Annotated in this window: 16 protein-coding genes; 6 read left to right on the forward strand and 10 right to left on the reverse strand. The window is 37.0% G+C overall.

Translation table 11 applies throughout. The annotated features are described in order from the left end of the window. Window positions 1-122 precede the first annotated feature (122 nt). The 7 genes from SOM16_RS03675 to SOM16_RS03705 form a co-directional block, all read right to left on the reverse strand. A complete protein-coding gene (locus SOM16_RS03675; protein ID WP_320462636.1) occupies window positions 123-695 on the reverse strand; it encodes a hypothetical protein in 573 nt (190 codons plus the stop codon). Further along, window positions 695-1987: a hypothetical protein gene (locus SOM16_RS03680; protein ID WP_320462637.1), complete on the reverse strand. Its 1293-nt coding sequence runs from the start codon at window positions 1985-1987 to the stop codon at window positions 695-697. Before SOM16_RS03680 ends, SOM16_RS03675 begins: the two co-directional genes overlap by 1 nt. A 1-nt stretch (window position 1988) precedes the next feature. Continuing rightward, window positions 1989-2723, reverse strand: a complete 735-nt coding sequence (locus SOM16_RS03685) for a type III pantothenate kinase (protein WP_320462638.1) — start codon at window positions 2721-2723, stop codon at window positions 1989-1991. A 148-nt stretch (window positions 2724-2871) separates the two neighbouring features. After that, complete coding sequence (locus tag SOM16_RS03690) at window positions 2872-3852, reverse strand: DUF6427 family protein (protein WP_320462639.1); 981 nt, start codon at window positions 3850-3852, stop codon at window positions 2872-2874. A 126-nt stretch (window positions 3853-3978) separates the two neighbouring features. Next, window positions 3979-4968: a glycosyltransferase family protein gene (locus SOM16_RS03695; RefSeq protein ID WP_320462640.1), complete on the reverse strand. Its 990-nt coding sequence runs from the start codon at window positions 4966-4968 to the stop codon at window positions 3979-3981. A 21-nt stretch (window positions 4969-4989) separates the two neighbouring features. Next, on the reverse strand, window positions 4990-5844 hold the full coding sequence (locus tag SOM16_RS03700) for a UDP-2,3-diacylglucosamine diphosphatase (protein WP_320462641.1): 855 nt from the start codon (window positions 5842-5844) through the stop codon (window positions 4990-4992). Window positions 5845-6384: 540 nt separating this feature from the next. Further along, on the reverse strand, window positions 6385-8877 hold the full coding sequence (locus tag SOM16_RS03705; protein WP_320462642.1) for a YfhO family protein: 2493 nt from the start codon (window positions 8875-8877) through the stop codon (window positions 6385-6387). 130 nt (window positions 8878-9007) lie between these two features. Here SOM16_RS03705 and SOM16_RS03710 point away from each other — a divergent pair, with 130 nt between their 5' ends. The 5 genes from SOM16_RS03710 to SOM16_RS03730 all read left to right on the forward strand — a co-directional run bounded on the left by SOM16_RS03710 (window position 9008) and on the right by SOM16_RS03730 (window position 13039). After that, window positions 9008-10102, forward strand: coding sequence for an alginate lyase family protein (locus SOM16_RS03710; protein WP_320462643.1), 1095 nt, complete (start codon window positions 9008-9010; stop codon window positions 10100-10102). Window positions 10103-10184: 82 nt separating this feature from the next. Beyond that, complete coding sequence (locus tag SOM16_RS03715) at window positions 10185-10691, forward strand: GbsR/MarR family transcriptional regulator (protein ID WP_320462644.1); 507 nt, start codon at window positions 10185-10187, stop codon at window positions 10689-10691. 129 nt (window positions 10692-10820) lie between these two features. After that, window positions 10821-11636, forward strand: coding sequence for a DUF393 domain-containing protein (locus tag SOM16_RS03720; protein WP_320462645.1), 816 nt, complete (start codon window positions 10821-10823; stop codon window positions 11634-11636). 5 nt (window positions 11637-11641) lie between these two features. Beyond that, the gene (locus SOM16_RS03725; RefSeq protein WP_320462646.1) at window positions 11642-12568 is read left to right on the forward strand and encodes a TIGR01777 family oxidoreductase; all 927 of its coding nucleotides are present in this window, start codon (window positions 11642-11644) and stop codon (window positions 12566-12568) included. 3 nt (window positions 12569-12571) lie between these two features. After that, window positions 12572-13039: an SRPBCC family protein gene (locus tag SOM16_RS03730; RefSeq protein WP_320462647.1), complete on the forward strand. Its 468-nt coding sequence runs from the start codon at window positions 12572-12574 to the stop codon at window positions 13037-13039. Between the two features lie 21 nt (window positions 13040-13060). On the opposite strand, the gene SOM16_RS03735 is transcribed toward SOM16_RS03730, so the two are convergent. The 3 genes from SOM16_RS03735 to uvrB form a co-directional block, all read right to left on the reverse strand. Then, window positions 13061-13315, reverse strand: coding sequence for a DUF4834 family protein (locus SOM16_RS03735; protein WP_320462648.1), 255 nt, complete (start codon window positions 13313-13315; stop codon window positions 13061-13063). A gap of 113 nt (window positions 13316-13428) precedes the next feature. Next, on the reverse strand, window positions 13429-13626 hold the full coding sequence (locus SOM16_RS03740) for a YwbE family protein (protein WP_320462649.1): 198 nt from the start codon (window positions 13624-13626) through the stop codon (window positions 13429-13431). A 68-nt stretch (window positions 13627-13694) separates the two neighbouring features. Further along, the gene (uvrB, locus tag SOM16_RS03745; protein ID WP_320462650.1) at window positions 13695-15737 is read right to left on the reverse strand and encodes an excinuclease ABC subunit UvrB; all 2043 of its coding nucleotides are present in this window, start codon (window positions 15735-15737) and stop codon (window positions 13695-13697) included. A gap of 409 nt (window positions 15738-16146) precedes the next feature. On the opposite strand from uvrB, the gene SOM16_RS03750 reads away from it, so the two are divergent. Next, on the forward strand, window positions 16147-17310 hold the full coding sequence (locus SOM16_RS03750; protein WP_320462651.1) for an ATP-binding protein: 1164 nt from the start codon (window positions 16147-16149) through the stop codon (window positions 17308-17310). Window positions 17311-17351 lie beyond the last annotated feature (41 nt).

A 17351-nucleotide genomic window follows, 5' to 3' on the forward strand; every position in this document is an offset into this window, starting at 1 on the left:
GGAATATAAGGAAGTGGAATAAAGCGTTCTGGAAAATTCAAACCCAACATATTTCTTCATTCAAAACTCACCCACTCAAAACTTGGCCATTATCTCATTTAAAATTCACTAATTCTATCATTTTATGGCGCAATACCTTCCTGCATATTTACCTGGCCGCTTCCGGTTTCCATTTCATAAGTACTGAAATCCTGAGGGGCCTTGAAGTTAATTCCATCGCCTATGCTGCCATCCACACCTTTCACAAACACCCTTTGGGTAGAATAGAAGATCTTTTTGGCTTCATCCCAGATTAGTTCTTCTGAAGAAAAGGTATCGCCCTTATCATTTTTAACCACCACATTCTTTCTGAATATCGTTTGCTTAATCTCTTCTTTTCTAATGGCATAATCGCATACCAGGTTTCCACTGATGGTACCATTGGGATTAAAGAAGTCTATGTTAACTCCTTTAATCATTTCTTCGTACCCTGTACCGCTAGATGGAATAACTTTATCCATAATCGGCGCTTTACCTTTCGCCTTTACCCTTGCCGAATCACTATAAATAATTTCTACGCCCAAGGTACGGTCGCGGGTAAAAGTTACCTTTTTCGAAGATACTGCATTTGCATTCTTGAGGTCGTCTTCTCCACAGGCTACCAGAAAAAGAGGTAACCCAAGTATCAAACCATACAAAAATGTTTGTAATTTCATTAATCTACCCTATATTTACGGAACCAGGTATCGTTGAGTGTAAAGCCAAGGTGGAAATTAATGTATTGTTCTTTAACCAGATTATTGGTTAATGTACCTCTCTGACCAAACTCGGTAGTAAAATTGATTTTATAGAAAGCCGAACCAGCATTAGCTGTAGGAAGTGGGAAGCCAAAGCCTAAAGACGCGCCCATTTGCTTAATATCCTGATTTCCTATTTTGATATAGGTCTTATCATAACTTACTCCTAAACGATAATCTATACGCTTCATATAACTGTTATATGAGGTATAATCTGGCGTCCATTGTCCACCCAATGATGCGCCCCAACTATCCTGTAAGCCAGAATTTACATTATTAATGCTTGTTGCAGCCCATTTGCTCATTCTAAAATCTGCACCAATTAACCATTTATCATTTTGTTGAATGGATATTCCGAAGTTATGCGTTAATGGTAGTTTCAAATCAGACTTTCCTGAATTAATCACATTTAAAGTATCTATAGCAAGGTTTTCTGTTCCATCTAAAGCCCTGGTGTATTGCATTGCAAAAGCACTTTGCTCTGAATTGATCTTAGCAGCAGAGCTTCCTGAGTATCCCAGCGTTAAAAGTGTTTTAGCGCCAAGATTAAAATCATACTGGATTCCGTATGAATAATTTAAGCCACCTACACTATTTTTGTTTTGAAGCTTTGCATTAATTGCACCTAATGCAGTGTATTCGGTTGCCCTTGAAGTTTGTAGATTTCCGAAAATATATTCCACATTACCTCCAAGTCTTAAATGATCGCCAAAACGATGACCGTAACCGAAGTATGCTTTTGATAAACCGCCTTCACCTTCGTAAAGCTGATCAACAGACAAAGTATCTATCTTAACGCTGTTTCTATAAGAATATCCCAAATCTGAATAGGGCAGAATACCAAAACTGATAGCCGATTTTCTACTCACCGGAATTGCAAAAGCCAAATGACTAAAGGTGGAGTTAAAACTAGACTCTTTTAAACTATTGCGCGATAAGCTGGTTAAACTGGCACTCATCCCAATATCAATAGTGGTTAAAGTGATACCAGAATATGATGCAGGGTTTTGCATATTAATGTAATTGAACCCGGTTACTTTATTCACCGCGGTAGAAATTCCACCCATTGCCCTTAACTGAGGAAGCAATGAACCCTTTATATTTCCAAGGCCGAATCTTGAATATGGTGATGAAGTAGTAACCTGTGCCTGAGCACCTAAACCACAAACGAGAACGATTATGGCTGCAATATAATTTATTCTTTTGTACATTTTAATCTGCAATAGCTTCATTTAATCCTTTTAATACTAAGTATGGATCTTTTATAATTTGAGGGGCAAAGATGCTGTTTTGTAATTGCTTATACAAAAAATTAGCATCGCCACCCGTTATAATCACCTTTAAAGCACTTTCTTTTATATTGTTTAAGGCTATATAACCTTCAATTTCATTGATTATCCCCCGCAATACCCCATTCTTTATCGCCGAAAGCGTATCAAAACCTTCTGGTATTTCTTCGTTTGTGTCCCAATCAACCAGGGGCAGTCTTCCTGTATATTCATGCATAGATTTAAAACGCATTTTTATCCCCGGACTGATACTTCCCCCAAAATACTCATTTTTGCTTGTCAACAAGTCATAAGTGATACAAGTTCCTGCGTCTACAACCAGGCAAGCTGATCCACTAAATAAACCGTTTGCTCCCAAAATTGCAGCCCATCTGTCCAGTCCTAATGTATTTGGAGTCTGGTATCGATTTTGAACACCATTTGTTAATAAAGTTGTAAATCGAGTATAATCGGTACGTTTTTTTAAAAATTCTACTAATGGTGTAATTTCATGATTTACACTACTGATAATCGATTTTTTTGGCGAAAACTTATCGATCAAATGTGCCAGATCAATAATACCTATCTTCAGCAAGCGAAGATGGTGAATCATTTCCCGATCAGCAAAAACAGCAATTTTCGCTGATGAATTTCCAATATCAATAGTTAATCTATGCATTTAAGACGCTAATTATGCGAGTATTTTTTCATAGAAAATCATGCCCTTATCCAACAGATTAAAACCTGAAACAGCTTTAATACGAAACTTCATGCCACAAAGCTATTAATCTTTGCCAAGTTTTGCTCTAGTTTTTTGTTAAAAAAGGTTAAACAAAAAGAAAATATTGTACCGAAAGAACAAATAAAACAAACAATGTTTCATAGAACCACCGCACTTTCGCGTTACTGAAATAATAAGCCAATAATACTGCGCCAGGAGGTACACACAGTAAAAAATGCCAGGTACGAAAGTTTGGTTTTAAATAAAAACTAGCTCCTGCAACGATAAACATAAAAAATAATAGCTGAAATCCTTTCCGGGTACTGATAAAGCTTCTAAAAAAGTTCTCACGGAGTTGCAATGAGGCCAGTATAATAATTACTGTTACTGGGATTAGAACCAAATAATCATTGTAATTTATTTTAAATACGGAAGGAAACTTACTCCCCAGTGGTCGCCAGATCTGGTAGAAGGAAACGATATTGTCATTCCAGTAATAGAATACAGCTAAAAAGAAGAAGATCGTAACAAAGCCCACTATTCCCGCTATCCACTCCCGCCAATTAAACGACCTGAAGAGCAAAAGTGCCAGAAAGATCATCAATAACATAGACATAAATGGAAAGTAAATAAGCGTTCCCACTCCAATAATCATCCCGATATCGAAAACAGTAGTGATGGAATTGGTACTTTTATTTAGTTTTAGAAATTTATCAATTATCCAAATAAGTAGAAAATTGGTAATTAGTGCGGGGTTTAAAACCATGAATGGCATAAACAAACTGGTTCCGGTAACATACATTAAGCCGGGCAAAAAGTTGGGCTTCGCCAGTAGGTTATGATTATTAATTACGCGGTTAAAGATTAATGCCTGAATAAAAACGATTGCACCTGCAAAAAAAATATTGGTGGCTGGAGAAAGTGCATCATCCAAATCCACGTTAATCAGCAACCTAGCAAAGGGCTCTAGAAAATCGAAATTTAACTGACTCGGCAACTCATAAAATATGGCAATACGCATAAAAAATGTGTAAGCCAGCAATAAAATGAGGTTAATAGGATTTAGCTTTCTAAACTGATTAATCATGCCTTTTCAAAGAGCAGGCAAAGTAAAGAAAATAATTTAAGAGTAGCGATAGTATATTGGTGAGTTATTAGTTGGTGTAAAAGCGAAATGGCTGGTGAGCCACCAGCCATTGGTTAAAAACGTGGATTATAATCTGGCATACTTTTTCACCATATCATCAATGATTTTTGCTGTTTCGTCTGGAAAATCAAATTCATGGTTTTGAGGGTTTGCTACCCAATCCTTGATGATTGGCAGCCAGTTGCTGGTGCTTCCCCAGATAACAGGTAAACCAAACTGCTTTAAAGCATAGGCATTACACTGCTGTTCGAACTGAAAGCGCATGGGCGCTACGAGTAACTTTTTCTTTAGATAAAGTGCTTCAGATGGCCCCTCAAATCCGCCACCAGTAAATAACCCTTCACAGGTAGCCAGACTTTTATTAAATTGCTCGTTATTTACAGGTTCAACAGATACATTTCCTTCCTGATAAGACGCTGTAATATGTTTGGAGAATACCTGCCATTTAACCTCCGGAATCTGCGTAAAAAGTTTAACTAATCTTTTGTCATCTACTGCCGGTAAGTAAACTGTATAATGTCCCAAATTTTCAGTCTTCATCGCCCTGATTTCGGATCTGATTACGGGTGTATGGATAAAACTATCGTAACGATCAAAATGAAAACCAATGTGGTACTTTGTTGGCGCATAGCGGCTTAAAATCAGTTTACCCCAGTCTAAAGTTTTTGGCCGGGGAACTTTTTTAGATTTAAATGCTGCCTGGTGACTCAATGAAATACATTCTATGCCCTGAAGCTTGCAGGCCCAGGCACTCACTGGCTCAAAATCATTCACAATCAGGTTATAATCTTTTAATGGAAGTTGCTTCATATCTTTCCTAAACCGGAAAAGATTCATGCTCAACCAGGTTTTAAAATGGTCTACTCCGCCTTTTTTGCCAAAAACAAAGCTGAAACCATGCAGCTGATATTTTACTGGCTGACTAAGTTTGACATCCGCTTGAGTGCCACTTACTAAAATATCCAGTTCACCATATTTTTGAAGTAAGGGAATAATTTCCCTTGCCCTGCTGATGTGCCCGTTTCCAGTTCCCTGTATTGCGTAAAGTATCTTCATTTAGTGCCGAATATCTCAAAATTATTGAGCAATTTCATATTTTATGCTCTGTAAAAGTATATTTATATCCAGTTTACTTTTCAAATCCTCACCATCAGAGAGGATTCCTTCATCTGTTTGATCCTTCATAAAGTCTTTATGATCATATTTGAAGACGGTCCAGTTTTGATTTTGATATTCTAATGCAGTTAAACTTTCAACCCAATCGCCACTGTTCAGGTAAGTTACTTTCCCATTTTCCATGGAAATCTCCCGTTGCTCTGCCTGGTGAATGTGACCACAAACCACGTACTCATATCCTTTTTCGATTGCCAGTTCTGCTGCGGTCTGTTCAAAACTATTAATAAATTTCACCGCATCTTTGAAGCGGGCTTTTATCTTTTTAGAAAAACTCATTTTCTCCCGCCCGAATGCGGTAAGTATCCAATTAACAAAGCTATTAATGAGAATAAGGATATCATAACCCACAGCACCCATTTTTGCCAGCCATTTAGAATGCTGCATGGTAACATCGAAAATATCACCGTGAAAAAACCAGGCCTTTTTGCCATCCAACTCCATAATTAATTTATTCTGGAGATGAAATGTACCCATTTCCATGCCGTCGAACTTACGAAGCATTTCATCATGGTTTCCGGTAAGATAATGAACCTGCACACCTTCAGAAACAAATTTCATCAGCTTACGAATCACCTTCATGTGCGATTCAGGCCAATAGCTTTTGCTAAACTGCCAAATGTCTATGATATCACCATTTAAAATTAATGTTTTAGGCTTAATGCTTTTTAAATATTTTAAAAGCTCCTTGGCATGGCAACCATAGGTACCTAAATGCACGTCGGAGATCACGACTACATCAATGTTTCTTTTATCCATAAATAAAATTTAGGAGGAACGGAGTTAATACCGCTTCAGAAAAGCAGTTTAGATTTAAAAAGAATTTGCTACCAATCTTCTTCCTCATCGAGTTTCACCTCAAATGGGCTGAAAAAATAAAGTACAATAATTAGCAGGCATATGGCAAAAAGTGATTCTAACATATCATCTGATTTAACATTATAAAGATAAGATGCTGTTTATCAAACAAATGTTACGTCAGTGTTAAATTATTCTTCGAAATGATAATTTATGTTAAAATGATTCGTAGCGCATAGTTGACTGCAGAGAGACCGATAACATTGGTTTTATAATTCCCCAATTGCGCTTATAAAGAGCTTTGGAAAAGTGTTTTCCTCGCATAGTTTAAATCATTATCGATTTATTGAGGTATCTACTCCGGACTGGCGACTACTAACTACACACTCCAAACTAAATTCCGTTGCTTCTGTATTTCTGTGGCAAAAATATTGATCCATAAAATAAAAAACCCCGCAAGATCAAAATCCTACGGGGGTGAAAATCTATTTAAAGAAAGTATTAAACTTTAACACCTTTTTTCTTTTTGTTTTCTGTGTAAATTCCGAAGCCTAAGGCTAACACTAAAATGATCGAGCCTGCAAGAGAAATATTTTCACCTGCATAATAGGATGTTGGGTGGAAAATAAATTCCAGTTTATGATTACCTGCTTCCAGCTTCGCTGCACGTAACACGTAATCTGCTCTGAAATACGGCTTTTCTACGCCATCGATGTACATTTTCCAGCCTTTGTTGTAATAAATCTCAGAGAAAACAGCCACCACTTCTTTAGCCGTAGAGTACTCATAAGTCAAATGATCCGGTTTATAATCCGTTAGTTTGATGAAACCTTCCTGTCCGGTGCCTAAAATTTTGCTATCTACCAATGCCTTATAGCTTTCATCTACAATAGCTTCTTTCTTCGCATCAAAACTGCTGATGGCTTTCATCTCTTCATCAGAATTTTTAACAAACTGAATGCTTTCTACAAACCAGGCATTACCTGCAGCAGTAGGATTACGCTGCATTTTATAAGATCCGTTTTGAGGATCCTGCGTGATAATATATTTTGTATTCAACATATCCAACACATCCTGATTGATGCTTTTGGTTAATTGATTGTCAACCAGCTCCTGAAAACGTTTTAACCTTGCGGAGTGGAAACCACCCACGGTTTTGTGGAAATATGATGTTTCTGCACTCTTGAACGGATCACCTAATGACAAGTCGAAAACCCTAAAGTTTGGATCTTTATCCGCAGAAATAAAATTATCTACATCCCTAGCCTGATAATGGTTTGCCAAATCTGATTTGCTTACAAAATTCTGGCTGCTTAGGTAGCGACGGTCAACTTGCCACAAATCAACTAAAATAAATAACGCCAATAAGCCAAAAACCAATTGCGTATTCATTTTCTTGGTAATGAAAGCCCAGGTTAAACCAAAACCAATTACGATGAATAGCAAGGTACGCAAAGCATCAGCACGTGCCAATGATACACGATCTTCCACAACGCCATTAATAATTTGCATTGCTGCGCCTCTATTATTTTGCAAGGCTTGTGTTAACGCATCCAAAACCTGAGGTTGGTTTGCTTGCGTAAAGCTAAAGAATGCCGTTGGCATAACTGCAACGATGAGGGATAAGCCCCCCGTAATTCCAGCCGACCATGTTAATCTCTTTACTAAATATTTTTGATCGTATTTGCCTTCCTGTGCTTCTTTAATAGCCAAAATTGCTAATAAAGGAACTAACAAACCTACAACAGCAAGGATGGATTCTACCGCCCTGAATTTGTTATACATGGGCAGGTAATCGAAAAAGAGATCAGAAATCAACGGAAAGTTTTGTCCGAATGAAAGAAATAAGAGTAAAATGCTACTGCCTAAAATCCACCATTTCCAACGGTGTTGAACAATGAATAAGCCAAATACGAAAAGTAAACAAATAATTGCTCCAAAATAGTATGGACCTGAAGTACCAGGTTTATTTCCCCAATATTGATTTGTATTTAAATTTTGAGCAACATAGCCAATTACTTGTCTAGGGTCAATACCTTGAAGATTCTTTTCTACAGCTTTATAGGTATTGCTTTCAGGTTTGATCATTTCATCAATACTGCTGGCGCCACCATAAATATTAGGAATCAGGAATGAAAAACTTTCTCCAACACCCTGGCTCCACTGATATGCATATTCCCTATCTAAACCATTTGCAGGCTCTGCTTTGTCTGTAGTTAAGTTTGATTTTCCTCGAATGGTTTCTTTTCCATACTCATAGGTTGTCCATAAAGTACCTGCATTTACTAAAACAGCTAATACAATTCCGCCAACAGTAAATGCGATTGATTTACCAAAACCAGCCAATTGCTTTGTTTTAAACGCATGATAGAATTCAATACAGGCTAAAATGAACAATGCGATAAAAAGATAGTAGGTCATTTGGATATGGTTCGAACGAATTTCTAAAGCCATAAACAGCGCCAGTAAGCTTCCTCCAACCAAATACCGTCCCCTTAAAGTTAAAATAATAGCAGCTAAAATTGGTGCAAAAAAACCAATTGCCAACGCCTTGTTACTATGCCCCGCAGCGATGATGATAAAATTGTAGGAGGTAAACGCAAAAGCTATTGCTCCAGCTGCAGCAAGCCATGGATTAATTTTAAGGACGCAGAAAAGGAGATAAGCACCTAATAAATACAGGATTACTGTGCCAACCGGATCAGGAAATACACCTTTTATTAAATCAATACCATATGTTGTAATGTTTGATGGATACTGAACCCAGATTTGATAGGCTGGCATCCCGCCGAACATCTGGTTTGTCCATAGCGGACCTTTACCAGTTGCTTCTTTGACATCCATAATTTCTTTTTGCATGGCTTTCGCTTGCAAAACATCGCCCTGCTGTGGTGCTTTACCCTGTAAAACAGGACTGAAGTAGGCAAAAGTAATGACTACAAAAATTGCAATAATGGCTAAATGGATGCCATTTTTATTAAACCAGTTATTCATTAAGGTTTGTTTAAGTTTAAACGAATGTCAAAAATAAAAAATTGAGCGGGATAAAAAAGGAATAAATTAGATGTGAGTCGAATTAAAATTTAGTTTTGAAAAATAGAAACCCCAATTTAACCTGTTTATTATGAGAAAGTTTGTATTCACTTGTATACTATTTATGGCATACTCAGGATTAAAAGCACAGATTGTTAGTTTAAATGAGGGAGAAATTAAGACCTTGAAGGCGAGTATTGTGAATGATCCTCCTGCAAAAAAGGCTTATTTAGTTTTTCAGAAATCTACCGTTGCTTACCTTAATGATCTTCCAAATCCTATTGATACCATTCGCACAGAGGGCTTGCTGAAAGGAGATCCCCGAAAGGAAAGGACGTATCAATCACTGGCAGACATGAATAAGATGTTTTCACTTGCCATGGCCTATCGGATAACAGATGATCAGAAATACCTTAAAAAAAGCGCAGAGTTTTTAAGCGCCTGGGCAAAGATGAATCATTCTAAAGGTGATCCGATAGATGACACGAATCTTGATAAAGCAGTTGAAGCTTATGACCTGATAAAAGCAGCTCTTCCTGTTGGGGAGAAAAAACTTATTGAAAAATGGTTAACCGAAACCGCCTGGGCTGAAATTAACAGCAAACGAATGAAACCGGGTAAAGGCACTGCTATTAATAACTGGAATGCCCATCGGTTGAAAGAGGTTGGTGAAATAGGTTATGTATTAAATAATCGGGAGTTCGTTACCTGGGCTATTGAAAATCTTAAAAGTCACATCGCTATTAATTTATACCCGGATGGTTCCAGTTTGGATTTTAAGCAAAGAGATGCCATGCATTATCATCTCTATGATCTAGAACCTTTAATTAAGTTGGCCATTATGATCGATAGAGGGGAAGGGAAAAACTTTTATACCTATGAATCTCCAAAAGGTTCTTCCATTAAGAAGTCTGTAGACTGGCTTATGCCATATGTTAGAGGAGAGAAACAACATGAGGAGTATGTAAACACCACAGTAAAATTTGACCGCGACCGGGCCAAAAATAATGAATCGGGTTTTGCAGCAGGAACCATGTTCGAACCTAAACTTGCCGTTCCTTTGCTAAAACTCGCTGTGTATTTTGATTCTTCATTAACGGAAACGCTGCAAAAACTCCAGGGGAGCATTGTTAGCATAGAAGCCATTGCAAATGATATAAAGAAGACTAACAGGTCCATAAAATAGCTCACTGAAAATAAAGAATAAAAATAATGTAAATAAACTTTCAATAATTTTTGAAAGTTTAATAAAATAATTATATTTGTTTATGGAATTAGCAGCAGCAAAGTTAAAGTTTATAGAAGCCTGGGGCAAATTAGGTTCTGAATGGGGAATTAATAGAACCATGGCACAGGTGCATGCTTTATTACTGATTTCGCCTGAAGCATTAACTACAGAAGAAATTATGGAGAATTTAAGTATCTCCAGAGGAAATGCGAATATGACCCTGAGGGATTTAATTGGTTGGGGTTTAATAGAAAAGCAACACAAAGCAGGTGAACGTAAGGAATATTTCTTTGCAGATAAAGATGTATGGAACATTGCCCGGCAAGTGGCCAAAGAACGTAAAAAAAGAGAACTGGAACCTGTGCTGAAAGTGTTGAATGAATTATCGGCAGTTACCGGAAACGAGAAAGACCCGGAATTAATTACTTTCAAAAAATCTATTGAAGACATTAACAAACTTGCGGGCAATGTAGATAAAACGCTCGAAACAATGTTAAAAGCAGAGGAAAGCTGGTTCTGGGGATCTGTATTAAAAGTGTTTAAGTAATGTGGTGGTAAGATTTTAGGATCAAGGCAGATACCAACTTACACCATAAACAATAAGCCTTATGTTTTATACGGCTTAATTTTTTAATCTAAAGTTTCATTTATTACTGAAAGATTAAATATTATAAAAATGAAAAAGCTTCAAAACCATGTGATTTTATTTGATGAAGAATGTCCGATGTGTAGGGTCTATACTAAAGCATTTGTTCAAACCGGTATGTTAGCAGAAAATGGACGGGAGTCTTATCAACAAACGCCTGCTGAGATTTGTCATTTGATAGACCGGCAACGTGCAGCAAACGAAATTGCATTGGTAAATACCGAAAGTGGCGAAGTGACCTATGGTATAGCAAGTCTTTTTAAAGCGATTGGAAATTCAATGCCAGTCTTCAGGCCGCTATTTGTCTTTAAGCCATTTCTTTATGTAATGGCTAAACTTTACGCCTTTATATCTTACAACCGGAAAGTAATTATCCCGGCGGCGACAAAGGTAAACAGCATTCAACCAACTTTTAAAGCCATTTACCGAATAGCGTACCTTTTACTTACCTGGTTAGGCACATCTTATATTCTCACCGTTTATGCACATTTGCTAACAGAATATGTACCATTAGGCAGTGCATACAGGGAATATTTTATTTGTGGTGGTCAAATGATCTTTCAAGGCATAATAATCTATTTCTACAAAAGGGAAAAATTCTGGGATTATCTGGGAAACATGATGACAATCTCATTTGCCGGATCAATTATACTGATATTGGGATTGATTGTAGATCAAATCGTTCATCTTCATCCAGTTGTATATATTCTTTACTTCCTAATGGTTGCAGGATTGATGTTTCTGGAACACATACGCAGAACAAAGTTGTTACAACTGGGTTGGTTGATGACCATCACCTGGGTTATTTATCGCCTGTTCGTTTTAGGATTAATCTTTAGCATTTAAAAATCATGATCTATCAAAAAATCATTTTAGCTGGCGGAAATGGATATCTGGGCAGCTTATTGGCAAAGCATTTTAGTAATGAGGCGGAACAAGTGATCATTTTAGCCAGAAAACCGAAAGCACAAATCGGAAATATCAAAACTATTGTTTGGGATGGAAAAACAGTAGGTACCTGGGTTAGCGAAATGGAAAATGCAGATTTGCTCATTAACCTTTGTGGTAAGAATGTAAACTGCCGTTATACGCCGAAAAACCAGGAAGAGATTGTTAATTCAAGAGTTGTACCCACTCGTTTACTTGGAAAAGTAATCAAAGATTTAAACGCACCACCAAAACTTTGGATCAACATGAGCTCTGCTACCATCTATCGCCATGCCGAAGATCATGCTCAGGATGAATACACTGGCGAAATAGGATATGGCTTTTCAATAGATGTATGCAAAGCATGGGAGCGTAGCTTTTTCGAAAATGAATTACCTCAAACCAGAATGGTTGCGTTAAGAATGGGCATTGCATTAGGCAGAACTGATGGTGCTTTTCCAAGGCTATTGAATTTAGTAAAGTTAGGCTTGGGTGGAAGACAGGGCGATGGAAAACAATATGTAAACTGGGTACATGAGCAGGATGCTGTTCTCACCATTGAATGGCTGCTTAATCACAAAGAATTAAACGGCATCATAAATTGTACCGCACCTCATGCGGTTACCAATGAAGTACTCATGCAAACCATCAGAAAGGCTTACGGAATCCCACTTGGTATCCCTACTCCGGCATGGTTACTTGCCATTGGTGCAAAAATTATTGGTACCGAAACGGAACTGATCTTAAAAAGCAGATGGGTTAAACCTGCAGTGCTGCTGGATAATGGATTTGAATTTCAATACAGCAAAATTGAGGAAGCTGTGCATGATATTTTAAGCTTAAGAATCTAAGAGATGGCAATAATAATACTCCAAACATTAATTAATGCACCAATAGGCAGGTGCTTTGATTTGGCCAGGAGTATTGATCTGCACTTACAATCGATGAAATCCTCTTGTGAAGAAGCCATTGCAGGCAGGCAATCCGGGCTAATCAATTTGAACGAAACCGTAACCTGGAAGGCTAGTCATTTCAACATGAATTTTACAATGAAGATAAAAATTACGGCGATGGAATCTCCGCAGTTCTTTATAGATGAAATGGTAAGTGGGCCCTTTAAGAAACTTCATCATCAGCACAAATTTCGCTCTTTTGGTACTCAAACAGAGATGACTGATATCTTTGAGTTTATTGCACCTACAGGTATATTGGGTAGATTCGTAACCTGGCTGATACTAGAAAAGTATATGAGAAAACTATTAATTGAACGAAACAAAACGATCAGGGCAGCAGCCGAAAAAGGCCAAACGAAAAAACCCTGAGACATTGCTCAGGGCTTCTTATTATTTTTTTACTTCTTCGTAGTCTACAAAATCACCAAGCTTATCAGTTTTACCCGTTTGTTTTGGTGGCATGTAATCTATGGATATTGAACCTTCTGGTTCAGATCGCCTTTGCTGCTGTTGTGACTGGCCGCTTGCCTGCTGTTGCATTTTGCTTGCCAGGTTACTAAATAGCATAGGCAGTATTAGTCTAATCAGCATTCTAATAAGCCAAAGCACTAATATTGCTATGAAAATGAATTTTACTATTGCCATTCTTTATTACTGTTAATACAAATATAGACGTATCAGGATTTATTTTGTTACTTTTTACGCCTTTGATTGCAATTTGATTACAAATAATTAACGTAAGTAAACAAGATATAGTTTTAATCTTGTACAATTTCGGCTACCCGGCCAACCTGACCATCATCCAATCTCACCTTTATTCCACGCGAATGAAAAGCAGAAGAAGTCAGTAGATCCTTTACTACTCCGTAAGTAATATTACCAGATCGCTGATCTTTTTTTAAAATTATACCTACTTCTAACCCTGGATATATATCTTTTCTATTTTGCCCGTTCATTGTAATTAATTTGTGTCTGGCAAATTTCCATATTTTAATACAGATGAGAAATTTATCCAGATATTATTTTACTTTCCGAATTTCTCTGCGAACATCTTCTCCAACGCAAACATTTCATCTCTAAGCTTGGCAGCTTGTAAGAAATCCATATCTTTTGCTGCTTTTTGCATATCTTTTTTAGTCGTATCGATTGCTTTCTGCAACTCCCCTTTACCCATGTATTGCACAATCGGATCGGCAGCGATACTGATCTCTGCATTTTCCACATATGCCCTGGCTTTATTATCGCTTGCTTTTTGTGAGAAGTCTAAAACAGAAGTTTGTTCCAGAATCGCTTCACGGGATTTTCCTACTGTTTTTGGTGTAATTCCATGTTCCAGGTTATAGGCAATTTGAATATCTCTCCGTCTATTGGTTTCTGATATGGTTTTCTCCATACTATCAGTTATCCCATCAGCATACATAATCACTCTACCCCGATCATTACGTGCTGCTCGGCCAATGGTTTGAATTAGTGATTTTTCTGAACGCAGGAAACCTTCCTTATCGGCATCCAGAATTGCCACTAAAGTAACTTCCGGTAAATCAAGTCCTTCACGCAATAAGTTAATTCCTACCAATACATCAAACTCTCCTAAACGGAGACCACGAAGAATTTCAACACGTTCTAGCGTTTTAATTTCGGAGTGAATGTATCTGGTTTTAATGTTCAGCCGATCCAGGTATTTGGTCAGTTCTTCGGCCATTCTTTTGGTTAACGTAGTAACCAGAATACGTCCGCCATCTTTAATGGTGATGTCAATTTCATCTAAAAGATCATCTACCTGATTAATGGCAGGCCTGATTTCAATAACCGGATCCAGTAAACCTGTTGGACGAATTACCTGCTCTACCACTACACCTTCTGATTTTTCCAGTTCATATTCTGCAGGTGTTGCACTTACGTAAATGGTTTGCGGCGCTAAGGCTTCGAACTCGTTGAAGTTAAGCGGCCTGTTATCCAGCGCAGCAGGTAAACGGAAACCGTATTCTACTAAAGATAATTTTCTTGATCTATCACCACCATACATGGCCCTGATTTGTGGTACCGTAACATGGCTTTCATCAATTACCATTAGATAATCTTCCGGAAAATAATCTAAAAGGCAGAAAGGGCGCATCCCTGGCGTTCTGCCATCAAAGAAACGGGAATAATTTTCAATCCCGGAGCAATAGCCCAACTCCTTCATCATTTCGATATCAAAATTAGTACGTTCTTCTAAACGCTTGGCTTCTAACAAATGTCTATCTGCAATGAGCTGATTTTTTCTAATCTCCAGTTCTTCCTGTATGCCCCAAATGGATTGAGTAAAACGATCCTTTGGTGTTACGAAAAGATTTGCCGGATAAACGGCCATATTCTCGAGTTTCTCAATCGTTTTACCAGAAACTGGATCTATGGCAGAAAGTTCTTCGATATCGTCTCCAAAGAAAGATATGCGATAAGCATGATCAAGATAAGCCGGGAAAATATCTACGGTATCGCCCTTCACCCTAAAGGTTCCGCGCTTAAATTCTGTTGTAGTTCTTGAATATAAAATTTCTACCAAACTATGTAAAAAGGCATTTCTAGAAATTCTTAAACCTACCGCAAAGCGAAATACCATTTTCGAAAAATCTTCTGGATTTCCCATACCATAAATGCAGGAGATAGAAGAAACCACAATAATATCTCTTCTTCCACTCATTAAGGAGGAAGTGGTACGCAAACGAAGCTTTTCAATTTCTTCGTTAATGCTTAAATCTTTTTCTATGTACGTATTACTTGATGCAATGAATGCCTCAGGCTGATAATAATCATAATAAGAAACAAAATAGTTTACCGAATTTTCTGGAAAAAAGTTTTTAAACTCCCCGTAAAGCTGCGCGGCAAGTGTTTTATTATGACTTAAAATGAGCGTGGGCTTCTGCGTCTGCTCAATTACATTGGCAACAGTAAAGGTTTTTCCAGATCCTGTAACCCCCAACAATGTTTGGTAATGTTCATTGGCATTTACACCGTCAACCAACTGTTTTATGGCACTGGGTTGATCTCCGGTAGGTTTATATTCTGATGTGATCTTAAATTTCATGAATATCAAATATACGATTTTCGACTGTAAAGACTAAACAGCAGAAAGTCAGGAAAGTTGTTTAATAAGGTATAATATAAAGTCTTAAACGGCTTCTTCAGCATGTTATCCTATAAATTTCACAATCAATACAGATTCATTCATATGTTATATTAATAAGCAAAGCCTATTTCCAAGTAATAGACAGGCGCTGACATGTATTTATAATGTTCAAACTAAATCTACTATCAATTTTTTTAGACACAACACTTCATGCATTTTCAAAATTCACATTATGTAAATTCAAAGTAGAATCTATGCAAATTCAAAATAGAAGTTATGTAAATTCAAAATGAAAGTTATGTAAATTCAAAATAGAAGCTATGTAAATTCAAAATAAGAAGTATATTTGTTTTTAAATCAATTTGATATGTTTGTTAAGAGACAGATAACGCATATAATTAAAAAGCAACAATCTAAATTTCCCATCTTGGCTTTAACTGGCCCAAGACAGTCGGGAAAGACCACATTATTAAAGGAGTTGTTTAAGGATTACCGATACATTTCCCTTGAGAATCCAGATATACGTGCTTTTGCCACAGATGACCCTAATGGTTTTCTAAAAGAATATAGTGAGAATGTAATTCTGGATGAAGTACAACGTGTGCCTTCATTATTTTCATACATCCAAACAAAAGTGGATGAAAGTAAAAAGATGGGACAATATATTCTCTCCGGCTCTCAAAACTTTCATTTATTAAATAGCATTACACAAACCCTGGCAGGAAGAGTGGCATTGTTTAAACTACTTCCTTTAGATTTTGAGGAATTAAAAGCAGCCGAATTATTAGAAGATGACTACGCTCAAGCACTTTTTAAAGGCTTTTACCCCGCTATATTTGATCGGGATATAGATCCAAAAGTATTTTACACTAACTACATTCAAACTTATGTAGAAAAGGATGTAACAGAACTTTTAAATGTAAAAGATTTAAAAGCCTTCAGAACATTTTTAGGCTTATGTGCAGGCCGGGCAGGACAATTGCTAAATATTAGTGCTTTGGCTAATGACTGCAACATATCACAACCAACTGCAAAAGCCTGGCTCTCGATACTGGAAAGCAGTTACCTGATTTTTCTTTTGCAGCCGTATCATCAGAATTTCAATAAGCGTTTAGTAAAAAGTCCTAAATTATATTTTTACGACACTGGCCTATTGTCTTATTTATTGGGAATCAGATCAGCTGATGAGATGATATTAAACAGGCTTAAAGGAAGCTTATTTGAGAATTTAATATTGGCAGAATTACAGAAAAAAAACTATCATCAATACACACATCTTGACTATTATTTTTGGCAAGACAGTAATGGAAATGAAATTGATATATTATTGAAAAACTATAACGGTTTTGACGTTTTTGAAATAAAAGCAACAGAAACTATTTCAACTGAACTTTTTAAGCAAATGGATAGGTTTGCAGAACTGGCTGCACCAGAAGAAGTAAAGAAAACACTGATATACGGCGGAAGACAAAACCAGAACAGAAGTAAATATCAGGTGCAATCCTGGAAGGATATTTCTTTAAAGCAATAACCAATTCACAAAAAATCCTCGCTGAAATAATTCAACGAGGA

The sequence above is a fragment of the Pedobacter sp. CFBP9032 genome (assembly GCF_034045265.1).
In the GTDB taxonomy this organism is placed as follows: domain Bacteria; phylum Bacteroidota; class Bacteroidia; order Sphingobacteriales; family Sphingobacteriaceae; genus Pedobacter.